Source organism: Pseudomonas sp. S2_B07 (genome assembly GCF_054668435.1).
This window is the reverse complement of the sequence record NZ_CP162769.1, coordinates 4,341,914-4,358,699: the sequence shown is the minus strand read 5'-3', so window position 1 is coordinate 4,358,699 and position 16,786 is coordinate 4,341,914. Positions and strand designations below refer to the sequence as shown.

Annotated in this window: 13 protein-coding genes; 11 read left to right on the top strand and 2 right to left on the bottom strand. The window is 56.7% G+C overall.

What is annotated here, in order from left to right:
- The first annotated feature begins 238 nt into the window (after window positions 1-238).
- From AB4N43_RS20045 to AB4N43_RS19995, 11 genes are all read left to right on the top strand, one after another.
- On the top strand, window positions 239-1,267 hold the full coding sequence (locus AB4N43_RS20045; RefSeq protein WP_460151860.1) for an AraC family transcriptional regulator: 1,029 nt from the start codon (window positions 239-241) through the stop codon (window positions 1,265-1,267).
- A gap of 288 nt (window positions 1,268-1,555) precedes the next feature.
- Window positions 1,556-2,833, top strand: a complete 1,278-nt coding sequence (locus AB4N43_RS20040) for an OmpP1/FadL family transporter (RefSeq protein ID WP_460151859.1) — start codon at window positions 1,556-1,558, stop codon at window positions 2,831-2,833.
- A 95-nt stretch (window positions 2,834-2,928) separates the two neighbouring features.
- Window positions 2,929-4,407, top strand: coding sequence for a DUF1254 domain-containing protein (locus AB4N43_RS20035; protein WP_460151858.1), 1,479 nt, complete (start codon window positions 2,929-2,931; stop codon window positions 4,405-4,407).
- A gap of 150 nt (window positions 4,408-4,557) precedes the next feature.
- Window positions 4,558-5,235, top strand: a complete 678-nt coding sequence (locus AB4N43_RS20030; protein ID WP_460151857.1) for a DUF3313 domain-containing protein — start codon at window positions 4,558-4,560, stop codon at window positions 5,233-5,235.
- A gap of 62 nt (window positions 5,236-5,297) precedes the next feature.
- Window positions 5,298-5,756, top strand: coding sequence for a glycine zipper 2TM domain-containing protein (locus AB4N43_RS20025; RefSeq protein ID WP_460151856.1), 459 nt, complete (start codon window positions 5,298-5,300; stop codon window positions 5,754-5,756).
- A gap of 24 nt (window positions 5,757-5,780) precedes the next feature.
- Window positions 5,781-6,593, top strand: coding sequence for a transporter (locus AB4N43_RS20020; RefSeq protein ID WP_460151855.1), 813 nt, complete (start codon window positions 5,781-5,783; stop codon window positions 6,591-6,593).
- 110 nt (window positions 6,594-6,703) lie between these two features.
- Window positions 6,704-8,092: a DUF1254 domain-containing protein gene (locus tag AB4N43_RS20015; RefSeq protein WP_460154220.1), complete on the top strand. Its 1,389-nt coding sequence runs from the start codon at window positions 6,704-6,706 to the stop codon at window positions 8,090-8,092.
- 290 nt (window positions 8,093-8,382) lie between these two features.
- Window positions 8,383-8,859: a 2,4'-dihydroxyacetophenone dioxygenase family protein gene (locus tag AB4N43_RS20010; protein WP_339544504.1), complete on the top strand. Its 477-nt coding sequence runs from the start codon at window positions 8,383-8,385 to the stop codon at window positions 8,857-8,859.
- 79 nt (window positions 8,860-8,938) lie between these two features.
- Entirely contained in the window at window positions 8,939-9,580 is a 642-nt protein-coding gene (locus AB4N43_RS20005; RefSeq protein ID WP_460151854.1) for a sulfatase-like hydrolase/transferase, read from the top strand.
- Window positions 9,532-11,301 carry a sulfatase-like hydrolase/transferase gene (locus tag AB4N43_RS20000; RefSeq protein ID WP_460154219.1) on the top strand — a complete coding sequence of 590 codons (1,770 nt, stop codon included), beginning with the start codon at window positions 9,532-9,534 and terminating at the stop codon, window positions 11,299-11,301. Before AB4N43_RS20005 ends, AB4N43_RS20000 begins: the two co-directional genes overlap by 49 nt.
- A gap of 58 nt (window positions 11,302-11,359) precedes the next feature.
- A complete protein-coding gene (locus AB4N43_RS19995) occupies window positions 11,360-12,628 on the top strand; it encodes an anaerobic sulfatase maturase (protein WP_460151853.1) in 1,269 nt (422 codons plus the stop codon).
- 4 nt (window positions 12,629-12,632) lie between these two features.
- Here AB4N43_RS19995 and AB4N43_RS19990 read toward each other — a convergent pair whose 3' ends face one another.
- Both AB4N43_RS19990 and AB4N43_RS19985 read right to left on the bottom strand, forming a co-directional pair.
- Window positions 12,633-14,267 carry a 3-(methylthio)propionyl-CoA ligase gene (locus tag AB4N43_RS19990; protein ID WP_460151852.1) on the bottom strand — a complete coding sequence of 545 codons (1,635 nt, stop codon included), beginning with the start codon at window positions 14,265-14,267 and terminating at the stop codon, window positions 12,633-12,635.
- Between the two features lie 71 nt (window positions 14,268-14,338).
- Window positions 14,339-16,774 (bottom strand): efflux RND transporter permease subunit, encoded by a 2,436-nt coding sequence (locus AB4N43_RS19985; protein WP_104449471.1) that lies wholly within the window; start codon window positions 16,772-16,774, stop codon window positions 14,339-14,341.
- Window positions 16,775-16,786: the final 12 nt, after the last annotated feature.

The following is a 16,786-nucleotide window of genomic DNA, read 5'->3' as shown; positions in this document are numbered from 1 at the left end:
CTTGAAAAAACGCGCATACGTGCTAAACCAATGCATTAAGCATTATGTATTTTTAAATGCAATTAATGCGCGCGTCTCCTGTATTCGATGATTCAGCTCAAGGGCAGAGGCGCCCACACAGAACAGCCGCGAGGTGTGAGGCGCTGGCTCATGGGCGCGAGGCTTTTTTTGCTCGCAATGTGTCACATGATTGCTAACGTGGCCAATGCGCCCATTTCAGGAATGATAGCGAGCTAACATGCCCTCCAAAAAATCATCTTTAAGAATGGGCGGGCCTGGAGAAATTAGTACAAGCCCATTCCGTAGGTTCCCGGAAGTAGTTGACGCGATAGGGGGTTCCTCGCGAGGCGTTTTCAAAGACGCTGGTATCAGCCTTGAGCAATTTGCATATGAAGACAACCATCTCCCCTACATGGACGTTGCTCGTCTGTTCAACGCGGCATTCGAACACACTCAGTGCCTCCATATTGGCCTGTTGATCGGTGAGCGCTTTTCGCTGGATAATTTGGGTCCGGTGGGTCAGCTTATGCGTCTTGCGACTACAGCAGGCGATGCATTGAACGATCTGGTCGGGCATGCCAATCTCTATGATCGTGGCGCGACCCCACTCCTTCTTCCTTTGGCGGGCCAACACAGTTTGTTGGGATATGTCATTTATCGCCACGACCTGCCCAATCAATCATTGCTTGTTGACACTGCCGTTATGGTTGGTTTCCAAATGCTGCGTGCCTTATTAGGCGCTAACTGGACGCCCGTTCGTGTGCAGTTTTCATATCGCAAGCCATCAGATATCAACCCGTACGTCAGAAAATTTCGCTGTAAGGTTCAGTTCAATGCAAGCATTTCCGGGCTTGTAATGAACAATCAGCAACTCCGACAAATTCAATGTACGGCGAATCCACGCTTACATCATCTGCTTAAAATGGCTATTTCGACCGCCACGTCACCTTTGACAATTTCAGAACAAATAAAGAGCCAGACATACGCTCTATTATTGCAAGGTCAGGCAAATTCCAAGCACATCGCCGGTCAATTCTCTTTGAATGAAAGAACGCTGCGACGCCGGCTGGATGCGGAAGGTTCTCACCTTAAAGAACTGATCACCGACTCCAGAAGTAACTTCGCGCGGCAGCTCTTGAAAAATACGGATTTACCGATATCCACAATCTCTCAGACCCTTCAGTACCAGGACCCAAACGCCTTCTCCCGCGCATTCAAAACATGGACAAATACATCACCACAGCATTGGAGAGATGGGCTGGGGTAGCCTCCGTTGAGGGTGATTCAACCATTTCCATACACCCCTGATACCGCGCGTCGGTGTCCGAAAATGCAAGATGCCTTTCTGATGATTGCCGTAAAGTGAACGCGACAACAGGCTGACTGCAATGCTGATCTTCGTTTTTTTGCGCTGTTCATGAGGCTGGTGATTAGTTGCACCTGCGGTTGGAGCTCCGTACAGACATTCAAAAAAGCCGCACGAGTAAAAGACGATGCCTTGGCCTTTGGGCGATCTAAGCGATATCGACTGAGTGATCTGATAGAGAGGGATTTCATGCCATTAAATAAAAGTGTGTTGTCGATTACCGTTCTTGGTGCGCTGACACTCTTTACCAGTGGCCGCAGTGTCGCCGGTGGCCTAATGCTGTACGAAATCGGCACCGACAACGTCGGATTGGCCAACGCCGGTGCAGCGGCCCGGGCACAAGGCCCTTCGACCATCGCCAGCAACCCCGCAGGCTTGAGCTACCTCAGCGGAACACAGATCTCCGCTGGCGCTCAGGTTCTTTTTGGTGACTTATCGTTCGATAGAGACAGTGAAACCACTACACCGGGCACCGGCAGTGGTAACGCGCTGAATCCCATACCGGGTGGCAGTTTCTTCCTCAGCCATCAACTGGATGATCGGTGGTCCATCGGCTTCGGCTCCTATGGCGATTTCGGCCTCGCAGAAAACTACGACAACGACTGGTCCGGCCGTTATTTCGTGCAGAACGCAAGCATTGCGGGACTGTCACTGGTACCCAGTGTCGCCTATCGCTTCAACGATCAATGGTCCGTCGGCGTCGGACTCAAAGCCATGTACGGGATGCTGAAGAGCGAAGCCGCCATCGATCAGGCGCCGCTCGGACTGACACAACGGGGTGACGGCCAATACAAATACCGGGACAGCACCTGGGGTTACGGAGCCAACGCAGGCGTGATTTATGCCCCAAAGCCCGGTACCCGGATTGGCCTGGCTTACACCAGTCAGGTTGACCTCGACTTCGAGGATCGCCTGGATGTGAAGAGCAGTGCTCCGTTGGTGAGTCGCCTAAACAACCTCAACACCAAAATCGACCTGAAAGTACCGCAAACGGCGACCCTCAGCCTGTACCAGCAACTGGATACGCAATGGGCCGTTCTGGCCTCGGTCAATTGGCAGGACTGGTCGAAATTCGGTGACATCGGCATTGACGTAGACACGTCCAGAACCGGTTCCCGGGCCGCTTCAATCGATGCGCATTACAAAGACACGTATCAATTGGCGCTTGGCGCTCAATACCAGATGAACCAGGACTGGGTCTGGGATTTCGGTGTCGCCTATGACACGTCCGCCGTGTCCGACGGTAATCGTACACTCACCGTGCCCATGGGCGCCGCCTGGCGCTTCGCCACAGGCTTTACTTATTCACTGAATAAAGAGACAGACGTGAATTTCAGTTGGGTCACGGTGTGGATGGGGGACATGTCCGTCGATCAGCAAAAAACGCTGTCAGGCAATCGTGTCTCAGGCGAGTTCGACAACGCCTGGATTCAAGCCCTGACTGCCAACATGACTTGGCGCTACTGAGAAAAATCCAAGAGCGTTTCAGGTGTCATGCCTAGTATCTAACCGTGGGCATGAACGCTCACGACGCCGGTTTGTACCAAACTAACGAGGTGAAAATGAACAGGAAGTCTCACAGCGGCTGGACATTGGCTGCGGCGGTCGTCGTAGCTTCAACGCTTTTCACCGGGTGCACGAGCAAGCTCGATCCGATCACACATGCCGACAAGGCGGATGTGGCCAAGGGCGTTCCCGCGCCGAGCCTGGAGCAAACCAAGGCGATCGCCGAGGAAGGCTTTATCTACGGCTTGCCGCTGGTCATGAACTACGCCGTAATGAACGAATTCGCGGTGGACTCCAAGTCCAGCCAGTTCAAGGCCCCCTTCAACCAACTGCACCACGATCATCGGGTCGCGACACCGGCTGACACCGCCGTCATTACCCCCAACAGCGACACGCCTTACTCGATACTCTGGGCCGACCTGCGTGCAGAGCCGCTCGTGATTACCGTGCCCGCCGTCTCCAAAAAGCGCTACTACTCGGTGCAATTGATCGACGGCAACACTTATAACTACGGCTACATCGGCAGTCGGGCCACGGCCAGCGCACCCGGGAGCTATCTGATTGCAGGCCCCGACTGGAAGGGTGCGCCACCTCCAGGCATCGACAAGGTGTTCAGCTCCACAACCCCTTTCGCACTGACGCTGATCCGCACCCAGCTGTTCAATCCGGCCGACATGCCGAATGTCGAGAAGGTGCAGACGGGTTACAAGGTCCAGCCGCTGTCCGCGTTCCTCCATCAACCCGCGCCGCCCGCTGCGCCGAAGATCGCTTTCGTGCCGGCCACCACGGAGGGCATCAAGGCCAACTTCTTCGAGTACCTGTCGGCGGCGCTGCAGTATGTGCCGCCATCGGCTGAGGACAAGGCGATCCGTGCGAAGTTGGCCAGCATCGGCGTAGGCCCCGGTCGCAGCTTCGAATTCAAGGACCTCTCGCTCGAGCACAAGGCCGTGGTCCTGCTCGGTATGAAGGCCGGCGACGAACAGGTCGACAAGTTCCTCTCGAGCGGAATGAAGAATATCAACGGCTGGAGCGTCGGTGCGTTCTTCGGCGACCAGGCGTTCTACAAAGGCGACTGGCTGATGCGGGCTGGCGCCGCGAAGGCGGGTCTGTACGGCAATGACGCCGCCGAGGCGATGTACCCCATTACGCGTACCGATGGCAATGGCCAGACGTTGAATACCGGCAAGCACAACTACACACTGACCTTCCCTGCCGGCAAACTGCCGCCCGTCAATGCCTTCTGGTCGGTGACCATGTACGACGGTAAGAGCCAACTGCTGATCAAGAATCCGATCAACCGCTACCTGATCAATTCGCCGATGCTGTCGGCCATGAAAAAGAACGCGGACGGTTCACTGACGCTGTATATCCAGAAGGATTCGCCGGGCAAGACCAAGGAGTCCAACTGGTTGCCCGCGCCTGACGACACGGCCTATCTAGTGATGCGCCTCTATTGGCCGAAGGCCACGCCGCCTTCAATTCTTCCCGCTGGCGCAGGCAGCTGGCAGCCGCCGGCAGTGGTGGCATCGAAGTAACGCGAAGCTTGCGACTGCTTGCAGTTGGCAAGCAGTCGTTTGATTGCTCAGGCTGTGATCCAGCGGGTCTTATAGCCGAAAGGGCTGAGGCCACAGGGTCTGGCCTTGAATAAAAGACATTCAGGAACACATCCCTCAAGGAGTACCGCTATGAACTTCTCGCACAAATGGATAACGGGTGCCGCACTGAGCAGCTTGTTATTGACCGGCTGCGTATCGAAAGTCACTGAAGTCGAGCAATACTCGGGCTACCTGTCCAACTACAACAACTTGCAGGAAGTCAAAACGGCAAGCGGCGGCACAACAATGCGTTGGGTCAGTCCGTCGTGGAATCCGAATGCCTATGACACAGTGGTGTTCAACAAGCTGGAGCTCTATCCCGCGCCCAAGCCCGATGAGCGGGTCAACCAGCAAACGCTGACCGATATCCAGAACTACATGACCAGTAAGGTCAAAGGCACCCTGGGTCAGAAATACCGTGTGGTTTCCAATACCAGCGCCCCGCCGGCGGGTTCAAAAACCCTGCTAATGCGTGCGGCGATCACCGGGGTGAATGCCGAAAACGAAGGGATGAAATGGTACGAAGTGGTACCGATCGCCGCCGTGGTCGGAGCAACACAGGCCGCCACCGGCCACCGTGATCAGGACAGCACTTTGTTCATCGAGGCCGAGATTATCGATGCGAGTACCAACCAGACGGTGGCCAAGATAGTACGCAAGGTATTTGGTACAACGCTGGAAAACGAAAGCCAGAAGATCACCGCCCAAGACTTCAAAGCGGCGATCGACAAGTTGAATGTCGATCTCTGGGCGTTCATTCGCAGTTAAACCTTGATTGAACTGCCAACAGACGTTGGCTCAATACATTACCAATTACGAGGTGCACCGCAATGAAAGTAATCCGGTCCTGGCTGTCAGTCGTGTTGATAGCGGTGCTGATAAGCGCCTGTTCCGCCGTCGGGTCAACCGATGGCGGCGCTGGTGAAATCGAGATTCGCTCAGGGAAGATCGAGCAGATATCGCTGACGCAGATGCAGACCAACCACGACAGTGGTGTCGGCGCCGTACTCGGTGGCCTTGGTGGCCTGGCGCTTGGCAGCTTGATCGGGGGGGGCACCGGGCGTGACGTCGCCATGGTTGCCGGTGCGCTCGCCGGTGCTGCTGGCGGTAACTACGCCGAGAAGAAGAAGTATGACCAACCGGTCGAGGCACAACAGATCATCGTGCGGGTCAGCAGTGGCGTGCTCGTATCGGTGACCCAACCGATCAATCCATCACTGGCTAAAGGCTCGAAGGTGTATATCCAAGGCTCAGGCAATGATGCCCGCGTTGTGCCGCAAGGCAGTTAAGGCTGACTGTAAACGGAATTCGCCATGACCAAGTACATTGAACGACTCTTGCTATCACCTTTGTTTTTAGGTATTTCCGTTTCCAGCCTGGCTGACGATCAGGCCGAACTGGCTAAGCAGTCATTAAATCCAGTCGCGGCACTGTACAGCTTGCCCATTCAATACAACTGGAATCAAAAAATGGGACCCTCCGGTAATGGAATCCAGAGCGTAACAAATATCCAGCCGGTATTGCCCTTCACACTCAATGAAGATTGGAATCTGATTTCTCGCACGATCCTCCCGGTCATTAATCAGCACGGGTTGGCACCGAGGGGTATCGCCGATAAAAGCGGAGTGGGCGATACCTCGCAAAGCTTCTTTTTCTCGCCCAAAAAGCCCACCGAGAACGGCTGGATCTGGGGCGCAGGCCCCGCGTTGTTGTTACCGACCGGCAGTGATGAGCTTCTGAGTAGCGAACAATGGGGAATTGGACCGACAGCGGTGGCATTGAAACAAGCCAACGGTTGGACGACCGGCATTCTGGCGAACCATATCTGGTCACTGGACAACGACCCGGCCGATGACAAGGAGAAGATCAACCAGACGTATCTACAACCCTTCCTGGTTTATACGACAACGTCGTACACCAGTTTTGGAATTAATACCGAATCCACTTACGACTGGGAAGCCAAGGAGTGGAATGTGCCGATCAACTTGTTCGTGACGCAATTGTTCAAAGTCGGCAAGCAGCCCATGAGCCTTCAGGTGGGACCGCGATACTGGGCGGACAGTCCTGAAGAGGGTGCACACGGCTGGGGGTTTCGAGTGGCGTACACCCTACTTTTTCCTAAGTGAAAATAGAGTATCACCGGACCGGCAGTTGACTGCCCGACTCACTCATCCAATACGAAAAATGGAGTTTCAAGTTCATGATAACCCCACTCCCGAGAACATTTGGCTGTGCGATGGTATTGCTCGCGTCCTTTGAATTTACGCACGCCCTGGCAGCGGACATCACTCCTGCCGAAACGAAAGCCATCGCCGAGGAAGGCTTTATCTACGGTCTGCCCATCGTGATGAACTACGCGATCATGTACGACTATGCCGTGGACAAGAACTCCGGCCAGTACAAGGCGCCGTTCAACCACATTCACAGCATGCACAATGTCTTTACCTATAAGGACACGGCCATCGTCTCGCCGAACAGCGACACACCGTACTCCTTGATGTTCATGGACCTGCGTAGCGAGCCGATCGTGCTATCGGTACCGGCGGTAGAGAAACCGCGGTACTACTCGGTGCAGCTCATCGATAACAGCACCAACAACTTCGGTTACATCGGCAGCCGTACCACCGGCAGCGAAGCCGGCGATTACATGCTGGTCGGCCCAGACTGGAAGGGCGTGACCCCGCCAGGCATCAAGAAGGTATTTCGTTCCAGTACACAACTGCCCTTCGTGATCTTTCGCACTCAGCTCTACAACCCGGTGGACATGCCAAACGTCGAGAAGATTCAGTCCGGTTATGCGGCCCGGCCGCTATCGGCTTATCTCAAGCAGCCTGCGCCGCCTGCTGCGCCAGCGATCGACTTCCCGAAGATCGACAAAGACTTAGTGAAAACCGATTTCTTCAAATATCTGGGCGTTGTGATGCAGCTTGCCCCTGCTACACCGGAAGAAACGGCGATCCGCGCGAAGCTGGCCCGTCTGGGCATTGGCGCCGGCAAGGACTTCAACTTCCAGGATCTGTCCGCCGAGCAAAAGGCAGCAGTGGTTGAGGGCATGCAGGCTGGGCATGCGAAGGTCCAGGACGCGGTCAATCATCTCGGCACGCAGGTCAATGGCTGGAACATCGTGAGTTCCGGCGGTGATGCGGCGTTCTACAAGGATGATTGGCTAAAGCGTGCCGCCATCGCGCAAGCGGGCATCTACGCCAACGACGCCGAAGAGGCCACGTATCCGATGGCCAAGGTCCTGTCCGATGGTACGCCGCTTGACGGTAGCAAGCACAACTACACCATCACCTTTCCTGCGGGACAGCTTCCGCCGGTCAATGCCTTCTGGTCAGTGACCATGTACGACGGCAAGTCGCAACTGCTGATTAAAAACCCGATCAATCGCTACCTCATCAACTCGCCAATGCTGCCTGACATGAAGAAAAATGCAGACGGCTCGCTGACGCTCTACATCCAGAAGGACTCGCCCGGCGCGGACAAGGAAAGCAACTGGCTGCCTGCACCGAATGATCTGATCTACATGGTGATGCGCCTGTATTGGCCGAAGACGGAAAACCCTTCCGTATTGCCTCCAGGCAAAGGCACGTGGAGTCCGCCGGCGATCGTTAAAATCAATTGAACACCTAACGACCGGTTGCAGCGGACGGCCCTGGCGTGCCGCCGCTGAACCGGGGCGTCAGGGTTTCGCAGAGGCCCTGACGTCCGCTTTGATTAGCCAAAGGCCGGCGGTGGCCGCAAACCGTAGATGTTGTTGTTTTGGCGTTATTTGCACGGCACTGCGCATGCCGCGATTCAACGCCATTGGATGGATCCCCCTCCTCAAGAGGGGGGCGGTGTGAGCACGGTCTGTTCACGATGCTCTTGACGCACCGTGTATATCCTTCCACCGTCCAACAGAGAACAACAAGCATGTTTTATGAAAACATCGACACCTCCTCCATCAACGACGAGGACCTGCCGTGGGTTCCGTTCGCACCTTACAGCGATGAAATCTTCATCAAATACATCAAGTGCGACCCGGTTCGCGGGGAAACCATCACCCTGCTCAAAGCCCCGGCTGGGTCTTCTCTGCCCAAACACCATCACTCCGGCACCGTCATCGTTTACACCATCAAGGGTGGCTGGAAATACCTGGAGCACGACTGGATCTCAAAACCGGGCGGCGTGGTGTTCGAAACCGCAGGTTCCAGCCATACGCCGATCGTGCTGAGTGAATATGGCGATGAACTGATCACCTTGAATATCACCCAGGGCGACCTGCTGTATTACGACGATAACAACAACGTCGTGGCCATCGAGAACTGGAAATCCAGCGTGGATCGTTACCTGGCGTTCTGCAAAGCCAATGATATCGAGCCCAAAGACATCACCAGCTTTGCGGTCTGACCAGCCCTCCAATCTCTCGGCCGTCCGGTGTTCGACCGGGCGGCTGCGCCGTTGCAATGAATAAAAAACGGAGACATCCATGTCCCAGAAGCTGCAACCCGCCGGACGTTTCACCCTGAAACTCTGCGCATTGTTGGCCAGCTCGGTCGCATCCGCACAAGACTCGCTGCCCTTCCCGCCGACGCCTTCGGCCAGTGTCGCCAAACCGACACTGCAAGAATCGAAGCACCAGAAACGTCAGGATCAATCTCACCTTCCTGCCGAGGCCCCCAATATTCTGGTAATCATGCTCGATGACGCCGGCTTCGCGCAGTCAGATACCGTCGGCGGTGCAGTCCATACGCCCACCCTGAGTCGAGTCGCCGACAGCGGTGTGCGCTATAACGCTTTTCATACCGCGGCCATCAGCTCCGCTACTCGCGCCGCATTGCTTACCGGACGAAACCATCACCGAGTTGGCAACGGCGTTATCGCAGAACTGGCCACCGACTGGGATGGCTACACCGGCAAGATACCCAAAAGCTCAGCGACCATGGCCGAGGTGCTCAAGCAATATGGCTACAGCACCGCCGCGTTCGGCAAATGGCATAACACCCCCCTCTGGACACCACGGCGGTCGGTCCTTTCGATACATGGCCGACGGCCTACGGTTTTGAATATTTCTACGGTTTCCTGGCCGGCGAAACTTCTCAGTACGAACCGCGCCTGTACCGCAACATAACGCCAATCGAACCGGCGCGAGATTCGAAATATCACCTCAGCGAAGATCTCGCCAATCAGGCCGTAAACTGGCTGAAAGACCATCAGACCTACGCGCCGGCAAAACCATTTTTCATGTATTGGACACCGGGTGCCGTGCATGGCCCGCACCAAGTGAATGCGCAGTGGGCCGATAAATACAAAGGCAAGTTCGACGGTGGTTGGGACGCCTATCGTGAACAGACGTTCGCTCGCCAGAAAGCTCTGGGCTTTATCCCGCAGGACGCCGTCCTCACCCCTCGCCCGGCGGAACTCCCAGCCTGGAACAGCTTGTCTTCCGAACAGAAACAGTATCAGGCGCGGTTGATGGAGGTGTATGCCGGCTTCCTGGAACATGCCGACACGCAGGCTGGCAAGATCCTCGACGAACTGGAGCGTGAAGGTAAGCGCGACAACACGCTGATCTTTTATGTCTTCAGCGACAACGGCGCTTCTTCCGAAGGGATGGAAGGCACTATTAATGAGTTGCTGGCCCAAAATGGGATTCCAGTCCCCAAAGAGCAGCAGTTGAAAGTCCTCAACGAGATGTATGGCGGCTTGTCCGCACTCGGTGGTCCTAAACTTGAAAGCATGTACAACGCCGCGTGGGCCTGGGCAGGTTCAGGGCCATTTGTAGGCACTAAACTTGTCGCCGGCTACTTCGGCGGTACGCGCACGCCGCTGGCTGTTTCCTGGCCGAAACAGATCAAGGCCGACGCCAGCGTTCGCGCACAATTCCACCATGTCAACGACATTGCCCCGACTGTCTACGACGTGCTTTCGATCACGCCACCCAAAGAGGTCAACGGTATCGCTCAGGACCCAATGGATGGCGTCAGCCTGCGCTACACCTTCAACGACGCTCAGGTGAAGTCGAAAAAACCGGCGCAATACTTCGAAGTCTTCGGCAGTCGCGGCGTCTACAAGGATGGCTGGATGGCCTCGGTTTTTGGCCCGCGCAAACCTTGGGTGCAAGGCTTCGCGCAGTTCATGGGCTGGAATCCGGCGAACGATCAATGGTCGCTCTACAACCTGCAAGACGACTACTCCCAGGCCAAGGATGTCGCCGCGAGCAATCCGCAAAAGCTTGCAGAGCTGAAGGCGGAGTTTGACGTGCAGGCCAAGGCTAACCATGTCTATCCGATTGGTGCCGGTCTCTACCCCTTCCTCGATCCGACTGCACGAATCTCCAGCAGCCAACGCGAATGGCATTTCAGTGATCGCGTCCAGCGCTTTCCGGAATTTGCTGCCCCGAACCTGCGTAATCAGAACAGCAAAGTTGTCGTCGACGCCGACGTTCCGGCTAACGCCACCGGCGTGTTGTATGCCTTGGGCGGTATCGGTGGCGGGGTCAGCCTGTACATGGATGACGGTTTCCTGAACTACGAGTACAACGCGCTGGCTATCTCTCGAGTCAAACTGCGTTCGGCCGAACGAGTACCCGCAGGCAAAGTCAGTATCGAAGTGCTGACGACCCTGTCGTCAGCCAAGTCCGGAGCGCCGGCCAATCTGAGCCTGCGACTTGACGGGCAGGAAGTCGCCCAAGGGGTGACGCCGTTCACTCCGGCACTGACGTTCACTGCCAGCGAAACCTTCGACGTGGCTGAAGACCTCGGTTCCCCCGTCACCCTGGACTATTTCGAGCGTGCGCCCTTCGCATTCAATGGCAAGGTCAAGGATGTACACGTGACGTATTTGCCTTGACCCTCAATGCCGCCCGGATAACCGGGCGGCAGACTGACGACTCCCGGACCCTGCCCCCATGCCTACCCACGAAACCCCGCCCCAGGGCTTGCATCTGATGGCCAAACCCGTCGGGCCAATCTGCAACCTCGATTGCAGCTACTGTTTCTACCTCGAAAAAGAACAGCTTTACCCCCCTCGGGAACGCTTCAGCATGACCGACGAGGTGCTGCGTTTGTATGTGCAGCGCTACATCGAGGCCCAGCCCACGCCTGAGGTCGAATTTACCTGGCAAGGCGGCGAACCGACGTTACTGGGGTTGGATTTTTTTCAACGCGCGGTCCTGTATCAACGCCAGTTCGCAGGGAACAAAGTCATTCGCAACACGCTGCAGACCAATGGCACGTTACTCAATGACGACTGGTGCGCGTTCCTCGCCCGTGAACGTTTCATGGTGGGGATCAGCCTCGATGGCCCCCGATTCGTTCACGACCTCTATCGCCCGGACAAGCGCGGACGCTCCAGTTTCGATGACGTGATGCACGGTCTCGAACTGCTCAGGCAGCATGGCGTCGACTTCAATGTGTTGGTGACCGTGGCGCGCGATGTCGCTAGATTCCCCTTGGAAATCTATCGATTCCTCAAGTCTGAAGGCGTTCGTCATATTCAGTTCAATCCCGTGGTGGAACGCGTGCCAAGCGCCTCACAGGTCAGTCTGGGTCTGCATTTCGCTATCCCGCCGGAATTGCGCTTGCACGTGTTGCCGGAACCCGCGATGGTGACGGAACAAACGGTTGCCCCCGAAGCCTATGGCGATTTTCTCATCACGATTTTCGACGAGTGGGTGCGCCATGATGTCGGGGAGGTTCATGTCTTGAACTTCGAATGGGCACTGGCCTCATGGTGTCAGCTGCCGGCCTCGGTGTGCCTGTTCAGCCCCCGCTGCGGCAAAGCGGCGATCGTGGAGCACGACGGCAACGTCTACTCCTGCGATCACTACATGTATCCCGAGTATTTGCTGGGCAACCTGAAGACCGATGATCCTGCCGTGCTACTCGCCTCTGCTGCGCAACAAGCCTTTGGCGCCGCCAAGGAAGAGACACTGCCGACGTATTGCCAGCAGTGCGATTACCGCTTCGCCTGCCATGGCGAATGCCCGAAAAACCGCTTCATGAACGCGCCCAACGGCGAGCCGGGTCTGAACTATCTGTGTCCGAGCTACAAGAAATACTTTCGTCACCTGACGCCCTACATGAACGCCATGGCCCAACTGGTCAGCCACAACCAACCCGTGGCGTTGATCATGCAGGCCTTCGCCGGCCCGCTGATCGTGCCCCTGGATAAATAGCCTTTCAGCTCTGAAATCTGAAGTCGCGAAACTGTTCGCGAAGCTTCATCTTTTGCAATTTGCCGGTGGCGGTATGCGGCAGCGCTTCGACGAAGGCCACATCGTCCGGCAGCCACCATTTCGCCACGCGGCTTTGCAACACCGTCAGCAGATCGTCTTTGCTCGCGGTTCTACCAGGTTTGAGCACCACCACCAAAAACGGCCGTTCCTGCCATTTGGGATGAGGGATGCCAATCACCGCCGCTTCAGCGACGGCCGGGTGACTGACGGCAGCGTTTTCCAGATCAATCGAGGAAATCCACTCGCCACCCGACTTGATAACGTCCTTGGCGCGGTCGGTGATCTGCATGTAGCCGTCAGTGTCGATCGTTGCGATGTCACCGGTATCGAGCCAGCCCTCGCTATCAAGAATCTGCCCTCCCTCGCCGCCGTAATACTGGCTGGCGATCCACGGTCCCTTGACCAGTAGAAAACCGCTTGCCTTGCCGTCTCGCGGTAATTCAGCGCCTTGCTCATCGACAATCTTCATCGACACCCCAAACAACGCCCGCCCTTGTTTGGCCTGCAAGTCGAGCACTGCTTCCAGCGGAGCATCACGGTGTTTGGGCAGCGGATTGCAGATGGTGCCCAGCGGGGACATCTCGGTCATCCCCCAGGCATGCAAAACACGCGCATTGAAACGGGTTTCAAACGTATCGACCTGGATGCGCGGCGCGGCGGCTCCGCCGATCACCACCCGATTCAGGCACAGCTCTTTCGCCGGTTGCAAAGCCTGTGTCTCGACATGCTGTTGCAACATCATCCACACCGTCGGCACACCCAGCGCCAGGGTCACCTGTTCATCCCGCATCAGCGTGTAGAGGCTCTCGCCGTCAAGTGCAGCGCCCGGTAACACCAATTTGGCGCCACACATTGCGGCGGCATACGGCATACCCCAGGCATTGACGTGGAACATCGGCACGACCAACAACGCTGAATCCGCCGCCGATAGACCGAAGCCATCCGAGGTACACAGCGCCAGCGAATGCAGGATCGAAGAACGGTGCGAATACAGCACACCCTTTGGATTGCCAGTGGTGCCCGAGGTGTAGCACATGGACGACGCCGTGCGCTCATCGAACTCAGGCCAGATGAAGTCATTGCTGTGCCTGGCGATCAGGTCTTCGTAGCACATCAAGCCAGGCACATCGATTGCCGGCATTTGCTCCCGCTCACACAGAGCGATAAACGCTTTGACTGACTTCAGGCGCGGCGCGATCTGCTCGACCAGCTCAGCGAACGACAGGTCGAAAAGCAGGTACTGATCCTCGGCGTGGTTGGCGATGAATTCGATCTGCTCGGGGAACAGCCGCGGGTTGATCGTATGCAGTACCGCGCCCATGCCCGACACACCGAAATACAGTTCCATGTGCCGGTAACCGTTCCAGGCCAGGGTGCCGATTCGCTCGCCAGGTTGTACACCCAACGCAACCAGCGCATTGGCCACTTGTTTAGCGCGTTCGCCGATGTCGGCGTAAGTGCAGTGATGCACCGCTCCATCTGCCTTGCGTGAGGCAAGTTCGGTGTGCGGATGCGCCTTCAGCGCATGTTCCAGAACGGAAGAAATCAACAGCGGTTGATCTTGCATCAAGCCCAGCATGGTTTTGTGTTCCTTTTACTCTTGTTTGATGTCGATGTTTCAGAAATGGCAGAGACTCACAGGTAGCCGTTTCAAGGGGCACGACGGAGCAAGAAATGCGACAGCGCCGGGATCAGCACCAAGGCGCCGACCATGTTCCAGATGAACATGAAGGTGAGCAGAATGCCCATGTCGGCCTGGAACTTGATCGGCGACCAGGCCCAGGTGATCACGCCCGCCGCCAAGGTGATGCCAACCAGCGCCACCACTTTGCCGGTGAACGCAACGGAGTTTTTGTAGGCTTCGGTCAACGACAGACCGGCACGCTGCTGAGCCAACTGAACACTGAGCAGGTACAGCGCGTAATCGACACCGATGCCGACACCCAAGGCAATCACCGGCAAGGTCGCGACCTTCACACCCATGCCCAGCCAGACCATCAATGCCTCGCAGAGAATCGACGTCAGCATCAACGGCACGACCGCCACCACCACCGCTCGCCAGCTGCGGAAGGTGATGAAGCACAGCACGATCACCGCGCCATACACGTAGAACAACATGGTGCGATTGGCGTCGCGCACGACAATATTGGTCGCCGCTTCGATCCCGGCGCTACCGGCGGCGAGCATGAACTGCCGATCATCATTGCTGTGTTCACGGGCGAACTGATCGGCCACTTTGACCACGTGATCGAGGGTTTCGGCCTTGTGGTCGGAGAGATAAGCGATCACCGGCATCATCGAACAGTCACTGTCGAACAGTTCCGGGTTGTTCACCGAGGCCTGCTGCGCGCCGTAGTTGAGCACGTTCTGGTTACGCGCGACGGTCAGCATTTTCGGGTTGCCTTCATAGGAACCCGCCGTGATCTGGCGCACAGCGTTGACCAGCGACACGGTAGTCTGCACGCCCGGTTGCTGTTGCAGCAGCCAGCCGAGACGATCGGCTTCCACCAGGGTTTCGTACTTCAGGCAACCTTCGCTGGCGGTTTTGACCATGACCGCAAACTGGTCGCTGGACAGCGAATAGTTGGCAGTGATGTAGGCGTTGTCGCGGTTGTAACGTGAGTCGGCGCGCAGCTCGGGTGCGCCCGGATCGAGATCACCAATCTTCAACTGCGTACTGACCATGAAGCCACCTGCCGCCAGCAACCCGGCCACCACCACCGCCACCGTCGCCCAGCGACGCTCGGTAAAGCGGTCAAGCAGGCTCCACAAATTACCCAGCCCTTTTCCATTCACCTCCTGCCTTTCCTGACGCAGGCTGCGCGCCGCCGCTTTGGGACTGACACCCCAATAAGACAGCAGCACTGGCAGCAGCACCAGGTTGGTGAAGATCAGCACCGCCACGCCAATGCTGGCGGTGACGGCCAGGTCCTGGATCACCGGAATGTCGATCAGCATCAGTACTGCAAAACCCACGGCATCAGCCAGCAATGCGGTCAGTCCGGCCAGGAACAGACGGCGGAAGGTGTAACGCGCGGCGACCAACTGATGGGTACCGCGTCCGACGTCCTGCATGATCCCGTTCATTTTCTGCGCACCGTGGGATACCCCGATGGCGAATACCAGAAACGGCACCAGAATCGAAAACGGGTCGAGTGCATAACCGAACAAGGTGATCAGGCCCAGTTGCCAGACCACCGCAACCACCGAGCAAAGAATCACCAGCGCGGTGCTGCGCACGCAACGGGTAAAGCCAAAGATGATGGCAGTAGCGATCAGCGCTGCGGCGCCGAAGTACATCATAATCAGCATCAGGCCATCGATCAGATCGCCCACCAGTTTGGCGAAACCGATCACGCGAATCTTGATCGGGCCTTTGCCCTCTTCACCGGCAACGTGTACCGCGTTGCTGCCGGCAAACTCAAACTTGTTGCGTAGCTGCTCTTCAAGCATCCGCGAAAAATGGTGATAGTCGATGGCGGCGCCCGTGACCGGATCCTTCTCCAGCAGCGGCACCACAATCATGCTCGATTTGAAATTATTGCCGACAAGACTGCCGATGATGCCGGAACGGGCGATGTTCAGGCGCAGTTGCTCGACCCCACTGGCCGAGCCGTCGTAGGAGTCCGGCATGACCGGGCCACCACGGAAGCCCTCCTCCGTCACCTCGGTCCAGCGTACGGCAGGCGTCCACAATGACTTTATCCAGGCCCGGTCCACGCCCGGGGTCAGGAACAAGGTGTCATTAACCTGCTTGAGCACCTCCAGGTATTTCGGGTCGTAGATATCACCGTCGGTGTTTTCCACCACCACCCGAACCGTATTGCCCAGCCCGCGCAACGCCTGACGATTCTCAAGGTAATTTTTGATGTATGGCTGACTCTGCGGAATCATCTTTTCGAAGCTGGCATTGAGCGTCAGCCCAGTGGCCGCGAAATAGCTCAGCAATACCGTGACGATCAGGCAGGTCAGCACCACCAGCAGGCGGTTGTTGAAAATCAGGCGTTCAAGGACATTGCCGGAGCGTGCATCGAAGCCCTTCAGCTCTCGGATCACCGGCATCGTATCGAGGTTGTAGTTACCCATGAAGTGGCTCGT

Bases quoted from the DNA above. Each gene is read 5' to 3' on its own strand.
- AB4N43_RS20010 (WP_339544504.1), top strand. From the start codon at position 8,383: ATGTTTTATGAAAACATCGACACCTCCTCCATCAACGACGAGGACCTG.
- AB4N43_RS20035 (WP_460151858.1), top strand. From the start codon at position 2,929: ATGAACAGGAAGTCTCACAGCGGCTGGACATTGGCTGCGGCGGTCGTC.
- AB4N43_RS20045 (WP_460151860.1), top strand. From the start codon at position 239: ATGCCCTCCAAAAAATCATCTTTAAGAATGGGCGGGCCTGGAGAAATT.
- AB4N43_RS20020 (WP_460151855.1), top strand. From the start codon at position 5,781: ATGACCAAGTACATTGAACGACTCTTGCTATCACCTTTGTTTTTAGGT.
- AB4N43_RS20005 (WP_460151854.1), top strand. From the start codon at position 8,939: ATGTCCCAGAAGCTGCAACCCGCCGGACGTTTCACCCTGAAACTCTGC.
- AB4N43_RS20040 (WP_460151859.1), top strand. From the start codon at position 1,556: ATGCCATTAAATAAAAGTGTGTTGTCGATTACCGTTCTTGGTGCGCTG.
- AB4N43_RS19985 (WP_104449471.1), bottom strand. From the start codon at position 16,774: ATGGGTAACTACAACCTCGATACGATGCCGGTGATCCGAGAGCTGAAG.
- AB4N43_RS20030 (WP_460151857.1), top strand. From the start codon at position 4,558: ATGAACTTCTCGCACAAATGGATAACGGGTGCCGCACTGAGCAGCTTG.
- AB4N43_RS19990 (WP_460151852.1), bottom strand. From the start codon at position 14,267: ATGCTGGGCTTGATGCAAGATCAACCGCTGTTGATTTCTTCCGTTCTG.
- AB4N43_RS19995 (WP_460151853.1), top strand. From the start codon at position 11,360: ATGCCTACCCACGAAACCCCGCCCCAGGGCTTGCATCTGATGGCCAAA.
- AB4N43_RS20025 (WP_460151856.1), top strand. From the start codon at position 5,298: ATGAAAGTAATCCGGTCCTGGCTGTCAGTCGTGTTGATAGCGGTGCTG.
- AB4N43_RS20015 (WP_460154220.1), top strand. From the start codon at position 6,704: ATGGTATTGCTCGCGTCCTTTGAATTTACGCACGCCCTGGCAGCGGAC.